This is a genomic window from Roseateles chitinivorans (assembly GCF_002761755.1).
Taxonomy (GTDB): Bacteria; Pseudomonadota; Gammaproteobacteria; order Burkholderiales; family Burkholderiaceae_C; genus Roseateles; species Roseateles chitinivorans.
In genome coordinates, this window is the sequence record NZ_PEOG01000066.1 from 21,719 (window position 1) to 32,882 (window position 11,164).

The 11,164-nt window shown below is 70.2% G+C and carries 8 protein-coding genes; 2 read left to right on the plus strand and 6 right to left on the minus strand.

The annotated features are described in order from the left end of the window. Nucleotides 1–9 precede the first annotated feature (9 nt). On the minus strand, nucleotides 10–1,515 hold the full coding sequence (locus tag CS062_RS20125) for a tryptophan halogenase family protein (RefSeq protein WP_099863344.1): 1,506 nt from the start codon (nucleotides 1,513–1,515) through the stop codon (nucleotides 10–12). Nucleotides 1,516–1,726: 211 nt separating this feature from the next. Between CS062_RS20125 and CS062_RS20130 the strand changes: the two genes are divergently transcribed. Further along, entirely contained in the window at nucleotides 1,727–2,425 is a 699-nt protein-coding gene (locus CS062_RS20130) for a FadR/GntR family transcriptional regulator (protein WP_099863345.1), read from the plus strand. A gap of 122 nt (nucleotides 2,426–2,547) precedes the next feature. On the opposite strand, the gene CS062_RS20135 is transcribed toward CS062_RS20130, so the two are convergent. Continuing rightward, nucleotides 2,548–4,074, minus strand: a complete 1,527-nt coding sequence (locus CS062_RS20135) for an alpha-N-arabinofuranosidase (RefSeq protein WP_099863346.1) — start codon at nucleotides 4,072–4,074, stop codon at nucleotides 2,548–2,550. Nucleotides 4,075–4,149: 75 nt separating this feature from the next. Continuing rightward, nucleotides 4,150–7,278 carry a TonB-dependent receptor gene (locus tag CS062_RS20140; protein WP_099863347.1) on the minus strand — a complete coding sequence of 1,043 codons (3,129 nt, stop codon included), beginning with the start codon at nucleotides 7,276–7,278 and terminating at the stop codon, nucleotides 4,150–4,152. Between the two features lie 226 nt (nucleotides 7,279–7,504). On the opposite strand from CS062_RS20140, the gene CS062_RS20145 reads away from it, so the two are divergent. After that, the gene (locus CS062_RS20145) at nucleotides 7,505–8,233 is read left to right on the plus strand and encodes a FadR/GntR family transcriptional regulator (protein WP_099863348.1); all 729 of its coding nucleotides are present in this window, start codon (nucleotides 7,505–7,507) and stop codon (nucleotides 8,231–8,233) included. A 61-nt stretch (nucleotides 8,234–8,294) separates the two neighbouring features. Here CS062_RS20145 and CS062_RS20150 read toward each other — a convergent pair whose 3' ends face one another. The 3 genes from CS062_RS20150 to CS062_RS20160 form a co-directional block, all read right to left on the minus strand. After that, nucleotides 8,295–9,863, minus strand: a complete 1,569-nt coding sequence (locus CS062_RS20150) for a UxaA family hydrolase (protein WP_099863349.1) — start codon at nucleotides 9,861–9,863, stop codon at nucleotides 8,295–8,297. Further along, complete coding sequence (locus CS062_RS20155) at nucleotides 9,853–10,182, minus strand: L-rhamnose mutarotase (RefSeq protein WP_099863350.1); 330 nt, start codon at nucleotides 10,180–10,182, stop codon at nucleotides 9,853–9,855. The genes CS062_RS20150 and CS062_RS20155 overlap by 11 nt, the downstream gene beginning before the upstream one ends. Nucleotides 10,183–10,196: 14 nt before the next feature. Further along, nucleotides 10,197–11,164: mannitol dehydrogenase family protein (locus CS062_RS20160; protein WP_099863351.1), on the minus strand; the 968-nt coding region annotated here is incomplete at its 5' end.

An 11,164-nucleotide genomic window follows, 5' to 3' on the forward strand; every position in this document is an offset into this window, starting at 1 on the left:
GGGAAGCGGTCATCGAGCGGGTCTCTGGGCGCCTTGCGCCAGGTTCATGAGTCTGGCCAGGTAGGCGTGATGCGGGGGCAGGGGCGCGACGGCGCGGGCGATGGCCTCGCGGCGCCGCTGAAGGATGTCGCGGGCGTGGTCCAGCGGCAGTTCGTTCAGGACCGGGTCGGTCCGCTGCGGCCAATGCCGCATGCCGGCATGGATCGCGAGCCAGCTGGTCTCGTCGAAGCCTTCGTCCTGCTGCTGGTGCAGCACGCCATGGTGTCGCCAGAGGTCGATCTTGTAGGCCAGGGTGTCGGGCAGGTCCATCGTCGCCATGTCGCGCCAGAGCGCGCTGTCGCGGCGGGCGGTGAGGCAGTAGTGCAGGATGATGAAGTCGCGGATGCGGCGGAACTCGCGCGCGCCGCGGGCGTTGAAGTCGGCGATCGCCGTCTCGTCGAGCGGCGCCTTCGCCTCGAGCAGCGTCATCAGGTGGGCCAGGTTGGTCTGGATGAGGAAGATGCTGGTGGACTCCAGCGGCTCGAGGAACCCCGACGAGAGTCCGAGCGCCACGACGTTGCGGACCCAGAAGCGCTCCCGGTGACCGGTGGTGAAGCGCAGCAGGCGCGGCTCCGTCAGCGGCTTGCCGTCGAGCTGCGCCATCAGCTGCTCGCGGGCGACGTCCGGGTCGATGTGTCGGCTGCTGAAGACGTGGCCATGACCGGTGCGGCTCTGCAGCGGGATGCGCCACGCCCAGCCGCCCTCCAGCGCGGTGGCGCGGGTGTAAGGCGTCAGCGCCTCGCCGACGCGCTCGCACGGGCAGGCCCAGGCGCCGTCGACCGGCAACCAGCGGCTGAAATCCACGAAGGGCTCCTTCATCGCGCGGCCCAGCAGCAGCGAGGCGAAGCCGGAGCAGTCGATGAACAGATCGCCCTCCACCTCGCGGCCATCGGCCAGGCGCAGGCGCTTCACATCGCCGTTCTCGGCGCGGATGACCTCGACGATGCGGCCCTCGATGCGCCGCGCGCCCCGACGCATCGAGAAGTCGCGCAGGAAGGCCGCGTAGAGCGTCGCATCGAAGTGGTAGGCGTACTTGTAGGGCGCGCCGCCGTCCTCGTCGGGCACGACGAAGCGGCCCTGCATCGCCATCGCCGTGGGCAGGCACTGCTCGCCGAACTCGCCCAGCGAGGCATCGGCCATGCGCCGGTACTGGCCCCACAGCATGTAGGGGCCCAGCAGGCTGCCGAAGTTGCCGAAGGTGTGAAAGTAGCGATCGCCGACGCTGTGCCAGTCACGGAACTCGATGCCCAGTTTGTAGGTGCCGTGGGTGGCGCGCAGGAACTCCGCTTCGTCGATGCCGACACGCTCGTTGAAGGCGCGGATCGAGGGGAAGGTCGCCTCGCCGACGCCGATGATGCCGATCTCCTCGGACTCGACCAGCTCCACCGAGCCGCGGCCGCGCCGGCTGGCCGTCATCGCGGCGGCCGTCATCCACCCGGCGGCGCCACCGCCGACGATCACGATGCGTTGGACCATGTGCTTCTCCTCATTGGCAGGCGTCGCTCGGAGGCTCGCCCACCGGCACCGCACGGCAAGCGCAGCGGCTTCGTCCGGCGGTTCTTTTGGTCTTACCACTTTGCCATGCTGTTTTGTTGGTCAGACCGGTAGATACCCTGTTCCTGCGGTGCAGTCGCTCGACCTATAAAAGGGCACAACGACGGAAGGCGCGTCTTCGCGCAGGGGAGCCATGGCACAACATCCGTACGGCGGGGAGGTCCGCCGGCAATACCAGGTCGTTGCCGACCGGGTCCGCATGCTCATCCGCGATGGGGGTTTCACCACCGGCGCGAGGCTGCCGGCGGAACGCGAGCTCGCCCAGCAGCTCGGCGTTTCGCGTCCCTCGTTGCGCGAGGCGCTGATCGCGCTGGAGATCGAGGGCCGGATCGAGATCCGCGGCGGCTCCGGCGTGTACGTCTGCGCTGCGCCGACGGAGGTGGGTGCGACGCCGACGCTCGGCGAAAGCCCGGCCGAGTTGATGCAGGCGCGGGTGGTCGTGGAAGGCGCGGTGGCCACGCTCGCGGCAGCGCGGGTCGACAAGGCCTCGCTGGATCGCGTCCGCGACGCGCTCGATGCGATGCGCGCCGATGTGGCCGCGGGGCGCAAACCGGTCGAGGCGGATCGGCGCTTCCATCTGAGCATCGCCGAGATGAGCGGCAACCTGGTGCTGGCCGGCGTGGTGGGGGCGCTCTTCGACGGCCGCCACGGCGCGATCTCCACCCGGATGAGCGGCCGCATCGAGTCGGTGTCGCCGCCCTGGCAGGACGCGCTCGGCGAGCATGAGGCCATCCTGCGCGCGCTTGAGTCGCGCGATCCGCAGGCGGCCTCGGCGGCGATGTGCCGCCACCTGCTCGCGGCCCACGATCGCTGGGTCGGCGTGAACGACTGACGCGCCTGACGGCGCGACGACGACCGCCCCGCGCGCACGGGTCGCCGCCGCGCCGAAGCGGACCTGGCCCGTCCGCGCCGGTGGCGCTTCCCCCGCGCGGTTGCTCGCCGGGACGCGCGGGATCACGGGGCAGGCGCCAGCGTCACGACCAGCAGGGACGCTGGCGGCAGCTGGAGCGTCAGCCCGTCCTTGCCCGGCTTGGCGTCGACAGGCACCGGCACCACCGCGCGCGGTTGCGCGAAGGTGTTGTGCGCATCGATCGCCGACGCGGTCAGCAGGCGGCCGCGTGCCGCGCGCTTCAGGCCGGTGGCGACCTGCGCCGGCTGCTTCGGATCCAGGTTCACGAGCGCCAGGACGAGCTGGCCGTCCGGCGTGCGGGCCGCGCTGACGTCCACCGACGGCAGCTCGACGTCGCCGATGCGGAAATGCGGCGTCTTCAGCGCGACGCGCAGCGGCGCCGCGCCTCGGAACGGCCGGTACAGATCGAAGGCGTGATAGGTCGGCGTGAGCACCATGGACGGACCGTCGGTCAGCACCATGGCCTGCAGGACGTTGACCATCTGCGCGATGTTGGTCATCCGCACCCGGTCGGTGTGGCGGTGGAAGACATTGAAGCTGAGCGCCGCGATCAGCGCGTCACGCAGCGAGTTCTGCTGGTGCAGCGCCGGCGCGCCGGGCGGCGTGTCGTACCAGCTGCCCCATTCGTCGACATACAGGCCGATGCGACGCTGGGGATCGTGCTTGTCCATGATGCGCGACACGGCGGCGATGCGTCCTTCGATGCCCATGGCGGACTTGAGCGTGCGCGCCCAGGCGGTGGCGTCGAAGCCGGTCGCCGCGCCCTTGGCCGACCAATCCCCCGGGATCGTGTAGTAGTGCAGCGTGAGGGCATCCATGTGTTTGCCCGAGCGCGCCATCAGCACGTCGACCAGCTGGTCGTTGCCTTCCCCATCGCCGGAAGCCACGCGCACGACCTGGTTCAGGAAGGTGGCGTAGCGGTTGTGCAGGTCGGACTGGTATTCGCCGCGCATGTTGCCGCCGCAGCCCCAGCTCTCGTTGCCGACGCCGACGTACTTGACCTTCCAGGGCTGCTCGCGGCCATTGCGGCGGCGCTCCTCGGCCAGCGTGGAGGCGCCGTCGGCGGTCATGTATTCCAGCCACTGGCTCAGCGCGCGCGGCGGCATCGAGCCCATGTTGCCGGCGAGGTAGGCCTCGCTGCCGAGCTGCTCCACCAGGTCCATGAACTCGTGGGTGCCGACGCGGTTGCTCTCCGTGCCGCCCCACCAGCGGTTGACCCGGACCGGCCGTTTCGCCGGATCGCCGATGCCGTCGCGCCAGTCGTAGTCGTCGGCGAAGCAGCCGCCCGGCCAGCGCATCACCGGGATGCCGACCTGCCGCAGCGCCTGCACGACGTCATTGCGCCAGCCCCGGGTATTGGGGATGGCCGATTCCGGACCGACCCAGAGGCCGCCATAGACGCCAGCACCCAGGTGCTCGACGAAATGGCCGTAGACCGCCGGTTCGATCGCCGGGCCGGCGGCGTCCTGGCCGAGGTCGAGACGGGCCTGCGCCGCCGGTGCGGCCTGGGCCGGGGCCGTCGTGGCCACGAGGGCGCAGCTCAGCGCGGCAAGGGAAAGCAACTGCTTCATGCGAAGTGAGGAAGAGGAAGAGGAAGAGGAAGAGGAAGAGGAAGAGGAAGAGGAAGAGGAGAGAGAAGCGCGGCATCAGAACGTGTAGCGCATCTGCAGCGTGTAGCGGCGCCCGGTCGAGAAGAGCGCGCGCTCCTTCAGGCCGATGCCCTGCTGCATGTACTGCCGGTAGATCGCGTTGTTGAGGTTCTGCGCCTCGAAGCCGATGCTCAGCCCCTCGCTGACGCGGTAGTGCACGCCCAGGTCCAGCTGGCCGTAGTCGCCGCCCCAGGTCGGCAAGGCGTAGTTCACCGAGTAGGACTGGCCGAAGTTGGGGCTCGCCGGGTTCTGGTCGATGCCGCTGCCGTCGGCCGTGCCATAGGCATTGACCGCCTGCAGGTACTTGGAGCGCCAGCTGTAGGCCAGGCGCGCGGACACCGGCCCATGGTCGTACAGCAACGCGACGTTGTAAGAGTTGCGCGACATGCCGGTCATCGGCAGGTTGCCCAGTACCCGGCCGTTGGTGTCGCAGCCGTAGAGGTCGCGGGCCAGCTGGGAGTCGACCTCGTCCTTCGGTGTGCACCACTCGCGGTTGATGCCCTGGTTCATCGTCAGGCGGCTGTCGATGTAGGTGTAGTTGCCCGACACCCCCAGGCCGGCGAGCAGACCGGGCAGCTTGTCGAAATAGGTCTGGAAGCCGACCTCCACCCCGCGCGCGCGGCCGTTCGCGCCGTTGACCGGGGCGGTGATGAGGAAGTCATGCGGATCGCCGGCGGTGTCGTTGAGGCGATAGAGCGTGGTCCGGCCGACGATGACGTCCTTCAACTGCTTGTTGAACACGGCCACGGTGAAGGAACTGGACCGGCCGAAGTAGTACTCGCCCGTCAGGTCCAGGTTGCTGGAGCGCGTCGGCTTGAGCATCGGATTGCCCAGCGCGGAGCCGGTGTAGGTGACCGAGTCCAGGACCGTCTGCCCATTCTCCTGACGGGTGCGCGGCGTCTGGCTCAGCGTGGTGTAGGCCTGCATCTGCCAGAACTCCGGCCGCGTCATGCCCTTGGACGCCGCGAGGCGGAACTGCAGTTCGTTGCTGGCCTTCAGCCGCAGGTTCAGGCTGGGCAGGACGTTGGTGTAGCTGTTGTCGAAGGACTGCCGCTCCGATTGCGCCGGGATCACCGGCAGGCCGGGCATCGGCTGCGGCGGCGTGAACAGGGTGTAGCCGGTGGCGCTGGACTTCGTGTGCACGACCCGCACGCCGATGTTGCCGTCGACCGGATAGGGCAGGTCGTCGAAGCTGAAGCGCAACTGGCTGTAGGCGGCCTGGGTGCGCTCGTCCTGCTCGTTCAGGCCCTTGTCGTCGCCGTACTTGGCCGGGCTCCAGATCACCCACGACGGACAGGGGTCGATGCACACCGCCTGGGTGTAGCCATGCAGCTTCTGGAAGCTGGCCGGGAAGCCGGTGGCCAGCGACTTGTCCGGCACCACCACGCTGGGCGGCACGGACACCCGTCCATCGAAGAACCTGTTGAAGTGGAAGAGCGTGTTGTCGCCCGAGAAGCGGGGATCGCTCATCCACGACAGCTGGGTCAAGGGCTGCCAGGCGTTGGTCGAGCCGGCCGGGATGACGGCCCACGGCGCGGTGATCTGCGCCCAGTTGGAGTCGTGCGTCGAGCTCGTCGAGCCGCTGCGATCGGTGAGCCGCACGCCGAAGCGCAGGTCGTTGAGCACCGGGTGCTCGAAGCTGTACTTGAGGTCGCCGCGCCAGGCCGTCTCGGTGGCGACCGCATGGTCGCGATGCTCCTGCGCGAAGCCCCAGTAGTAGTTGGCCGGGTTGGTCAGGTGGGCCCGGTCAGCGTCGTCGAAGCTGAAGACCGGCAGCGAGCCACGCAGGTCCACCGTCTGCTTCGGCGTCCAGCCGCCGGTGCCCACGGTGTAGTCATAGCCGTCGGTTTTGGCCTTCACATGCTGCAGGTCGGAGCGCAGCTCCCAGCGGTCCGACGGCTTCCACGCCAGGTTCCAGGAGAGGTCCCGGGTATCGGCCTTGCGCCCGGCGACGCGGGTGTCGGTGCCGAAGCCGATGCCGCGCACCTCGGGCCGGTCTGGCGCGCCGTCGGTCGGCGCGCGCAGGGTGCCCGCGAGCAGGGCGCCGTTGGCGTCGAAGATCGCATCCGCGTCGACCTGCAGCTTGATCGGATCGGTGGCCAGGAAGAACGCATTCTCGGTCGTGTTCATCCTGTACTTCGACCGGAAGAAGGTCACCGACGAGCTCAGGCTGTCCTTGCGCCACTGCAGCGCGGCGTACAGGCCGTCGCGCGTGCGGTCGAAGTCGTTGGAGGTCCAGGAGCCGCCGGGCGTGATCCAGCGCTGCGTGCCGCTGGTGTCGCCGACGACGGCGTTGTTGCGCGGGTAGTAGGGCGAGATCGAGAGCCCGTCGCTGTGCGTGGCGATCCGGGAGTGGGCCAGGTCCAGCAGCGCGCCGAACTGGCCGAGGTCGGTGTTCCAGCGGTTGGACACCATGCCGGAGAAGGACGGCTCGGTCTTGCCACGCAGCGGCGCCCGTGAGGCTTCCGCCGAGAAGGCCGCCTTGAAGCCGGGGAAGTCGAAGGGCATCGCGGTGCGCAGGTTCACCAGGCCGCCGACGGCGCCTTCGATCTGCTCGGCCGACGGATTCTTGTAGACGTCGACACCGGCCATCAGTTCCGGCGGCACATCCTCGAAGCTCAGCGACCGGCCGCCGTTGGCCGAGAAGGAATCGCGGCCGTTGAGCTCGGAGCGGACGTAGCTCAGGCCGCGGACCATCACGCCGGTGCCCTCGGCGGCGAAGTGCGCGATGCCGTCGCCCACGCCCTGCTGCGGATCGGAGCGGTTGAGCGTGCGGTCGATGCTGACGCCGGCGATGCGCTGCAGCACCTCGGTGACCGACTTGTCGGGCAGCTTGCCGATGTCGTCGGCGACGACCGAGTCGACGATCTCGTCGGCGTTCTGCTTGATCCGCTGCGCCGACTGCAGCGCCGCGCGTTGGCCGGAGACGACCACGGTGTCGATCTTGCGGGCGGCCTTGTCGGCCTTGTCCGCCTTGTCGTCCTTGGCCGCCTGCTCGGCGCGCGGGGCCGCGTCGCTCGCGGCGGGGGGCGGTGCCGGAGGGGTCTGGGCCAGGGCGAGGCTGCTGCCGATCAAGGCCGCCTGCGCGGCGGCCAGGGCAATGACGGTGCGCCGATGGTGCTGCATATGTCTCCTCGCATGGCGCCTGGAACGCCTGGGGGCTTATGGGTCTGGATCCGGCTCGGTCAAACCACTTTGGTCATGCCACTCTGCCATCGAGGCGATGTGGTCGGACCAGTGGATACCCCTAATCGCACATTTGTTGACATAGATTAGGGACTGACGAGGCGAAATACGAACCGAGTTGCGAGCGGTACCATTGGTCAGTCCACTTGAGCGCGTTGGGGAGAGCATGGCCATACAACACCGCGGCGGCGACACCCGCCGGCAATACCAATTGGTCGCCGACCGGGTCCGGTTGCTGATCGAAGCCGGCGGCTTCTCCGCCGGGGCGCGCTTGCCGGCGGAGCGGGAACTGGCGCTGCAGCTGGGGGTTTCGCGGCCCTCGCTCCGCGAGGCATTGATCGCGCTGGAGATCGAGGGGCGGATCGAGATCCGTGGCGGCTCCGGCGTCTATGTGACCAGCGTCCACCCGGTGGAGACGGCCGGGACGCCGTCCCTGGGCGAGAGCCCGGCGGAGCTGATGCATGCCCGGCTGGTGCTGGAGAGCGCCGTCATCACGCTGGCGGCGGCCCGCGTCACCAAGGCGGGGCTGCAACGGGTGCAGGAAGCGCTGGAGGCGATGCGCTCCGAGCTGGCCGACGGACTCAAGCCGGTGGAGGCGGACCGCCGCTTCCACCTGAGCATCGCCGAGATGAGCGGCAATTCGGTCCTGGTCGACATGGTCGGATCGCTCTTCGATGGCCGTCACAGCCCGCTGTCGCTGCACATGAGCGGTCAGATCGAGTCCGACGACACCTGGAAGGACGCGCTGGCCGAGCACGAGGCCATCTACCAGGCGCTGGAGGCGCGCGATCCGCAGGCCGCGTCGGCGGCGATCTGCCGCCACCTGATCGCCTCCCATGCGCGCTGGACCGGCGATGCGGCGGAGATCCCGTCGCGCGGCGCCTTGACGCTCTAGGCCCGGCGCCGCGAGGCACCGCCACGGCGCGGTCCGGCCGCAGGTCCGCCACCACAGGGGCTCACATCACGGCGCCGAGTTGCCAGGGCACGAACTCGTTGTCGCCCAGGCCGTGCTCCTCGCTGAGCGTGCGACGGCCGGAGGCGGTCTCGCGCATCAGCTGGAACAGCGCCTCACCGGCCTCGGCGACCGTCTGCGTGCCGTCGACGATGCCGCCGGCGTTGAAGTCCATGTCCAGGCGCATGCGCTCGAACAGAGTGGTGGTCGTGGCCAGCTTCAGCGACGGCGTCGGCTTGCATCCATAGGTCGAGCCGCGGCCGGTGGTGAAGCAGATCAGCGTGGCGCCGCCCGCCACCTGTCCGGTCGCCGACACTGGGTCATAGCCCGGCGTGTCCATGAAGACCAGTCCGCGCCCGCGCACCGGCTCGGCGTACTCGATCACCTCGTTCAACGGGCTGCCGCCGCCCTTGGCGACCGCGCCCAGGGACTTCTCCAGGATGGTGGTGATGCCGCCGGCCTTGTTGCCGGGCGAGGGGTTGTTGTCGAGCCGGGCGCCGTGGCGCGCCGCGTAGGCCTCCCACCACTGCATCCGCGCCATCAGCCGCCGGGCGACCTCGGGCGACGCGGCCCGCGCGGTCAGCAGGTGTTCGGCGCCGTGGATCTCCGGCGTCTCCGACAGGATCGCGGTGCCGCCGTGGCGCACCAGCAGGTCGACCGCCGCGCCGAGCGCGGGATTCGCGCTGATCCCCGAGTAGCCGTCCGACCCGCCGCACTGCAGTCCCACCACCAGCGCCGACATTGGCACCGTGCTGCGGCGGGCCAGCGCCGCCTGGTCCGCCAGTTCGCGGACCAGCGCCTGGCCTTGCTCGACGGCCTCCCGGGTGCCGCCGGCCTCCTGGATGGTCAGCGTGCGCAGGCGCTCGCGGGTGGCGGCGGGCAAGGCCTCGATGAGCGGCCCGATCTGGTTGACCTCGCAGCCCAGACCGACCACCAGCACGGCGGCGAAGTTCGGATGCGCCGCATAGCCGCGCAGCGTCCGCTGCAGCAGCGTCAGGCCTTCGCCCTCCGCGCTCATGCCGCAGCCGCTGCCGTGGGTGATCGGGACCACGCCGTCCACGCCCGCCGGCAGGCCCGGGCCCTGGAAGACCTGCGCGATCGCCTTGCAGACGGTCGCGGAGCAGTTCACCGACGCGATGACGCCGATGTAGTTGCGGGTGCCGACGCGGCCGTCGGCGCGGCGGTAGCCCTCGAAGGTCGCGGTCGTGTCGACCGGCATCACCGCGGACGCGGCCTGTGCCGTCGTGCGAGCGGGCATCGCGGCGGGCATCTCGACGTTGTGCCCATGGACGTGGTCGCCGCCCTCGATCGGCATGGTCGCCACGCCGATCGGCTGGCCGTACTTGAGCACCAGGTCGCTGCGCCCGATCGGGCGCAGCGCGAGCTTGTGCCCGGCATCGATCGGTGCGGCGACCCGCAGGGCGCTGCCGTCCGGGCGCGCGATCCGGGCGCCGGCGGGCAGCGCGAACCGCGCGACCGCGACGTTGTCATCCGGGTGCAGCACGATCAGCGCCGAGGCCGGCGTGACGACCGGATCCGGCGCGGCGCCCTCGCCGGAATGTTCAGTCGACATGGAACACCTGTTCCATCGCGGCCCAGTGCTCGCCCTCGGCCCGGCTGTCCAGCGGCCGCTGGCAGGGACCGCAGAAGGTCCACCAGCGCCGGGTCTCGGGATCGGCGGCGATCGCGGCCATGTCGGCGGCGTAGTCGCTGCCGTGGTACTCCCAGTAGCCGAACAGGAGGTTCTCCGGTTCGCGCAGGAAGATGCTGTAGTTGCGCACGTTCGACGCCGCCAGCCGCGCGAGCACCGCCGGCCAGACCGCCGCGTGCAGCCGCTTGTATTCGGCGATGTGCTCTGGCGCGATGCCGATCACCATGCCCATCCGTTCCATGTCTTGCTCCTTGATCACGAGGTCCTGAGGGCGGCCCGCAGCCGCGGCTGGGCCAGCGCCGGCACATGCCGCCGCGCGAGCTCGACCACCGGCAGCAGGCGGCGGGCCTTCTTGCTCGCATGGTTCTGGGCGATGTCGGCGAGCCGGTGCTCGAGGAACGGGTTCAGCAAGCGGTCGCGCAGGCCGTCCAGGTAGACCAGCGCCTCGTCGATCTGCCCGAGCGCCGCCAGCACCGGCAGCACCTCGTGCTGCCAGGTGTCCTCGAGCGGCTGGCGCAGCGCGGGGTCCTCCATGGCCTGCCGGACCGTCATGTCCGGCGCCCGGTCGAAGACCCGCCAGAGTTCCGCCAGCATCGTGTGGCCCAGGTTCAGCAGGAACAGCTTGAGCCGTTCATGCCGCGCGAGGTCGTCGGTCACGATCAGGGCCGGATGGCGGCATGGCAGCTGCAGGCGCGGCTGCGCCTGCACGGCCCACAGCGCATAGGGCTCGGCCACCGCCCCGACGGGCTCCAGCGCTTGCGCCACGATGCGGTCGACCAGCGAGTTGGCCCAGACCACATGCGAGAGCAGCCAGTCGATGAAGGCGTCCGGGCAACGCCAGGACCGCGCCAGCGCCACGACCAGGTCGCCCAGGACGGCGCCGTTGCGCGAGACCAGCTCGCAGGGCAGCAGCGTCAGCGCGGCATCCGGCGCCGCCTGCCAGCGGTCGTGCAGCAGCACCAGCAGCCGGGCCGGGAAGGCCTCGGGCGCCGGCGCAGTGTCGGCCAGCAGCGTCGCGCCGTCGCGCAGCGACAGCGCCCAGCCGTCGTCACCGGTGTTGGACACGACCACCCGCACCGGTCCGCGCATCCGGTCGCGCACCGCCTGCCAGTCGGCGGCGGCATGCAGGGTCTCGCGCACCGAGCGACAGACCCTGCGCGTCTCCACCGGGACGCCGTGCACCAGGCCGCGCAGCAGGACGGGAAAACCGTCCGGGCGGGCCA

Bases quoted from the DNA above. Each gene is read 5' to 3' on its own strand.
- CS062_RS20125 (WP_099863344.1), bottom strand. From the start codon at position 1,515: ATGGTCCAACGCATCGTGATCGTCGGCGGTGGCGCCGCCGGGTGGATG.
- CS062_RS20130 (WP_099863345.1), top strand. From the start codon at position 1,727: ATGGCACAACATCCGTACGGCGGGGAGGTCCGCCGGCAATACCAGGTC.
- CS062_RS20135 (WP_099863346.1), bottom strand. From the start codon at position 4,074: ATGAAGCAGTTGCTTTCCCTTGCCGCGCTGAGCTGCGCCCTCGTGGCC.
- CS062_RS20140 (WP_099863347.1), bottom strand. From the start codon at position 7,278: ATGCAGCACCATCGGCGCACCGTCATTGCCCTGGCCGCCGCGCAGGCG.
- CS062_RS20145 (WP_099863348.1), top strand. From the start codon at position 7,505: ATGGCCATACAACACCGCGGCGGCGACACCCGCCGGCAATACCAATTG.
- CS062_RS20150 (WP_099863349.1), bottom strand. From the start codon at position 9,863: ATGTCGACTGAACATTCCGGCGAGGGCGCCGCGCCGGATCCGGTCGTC.
- CS062_RS20155 (WP_099863350.1), bottom strand. From the start codon at position 10,182: ATGGAACGGATGGGCATGGTGATCGGCATCGCGCCAGAGCACATCGCC.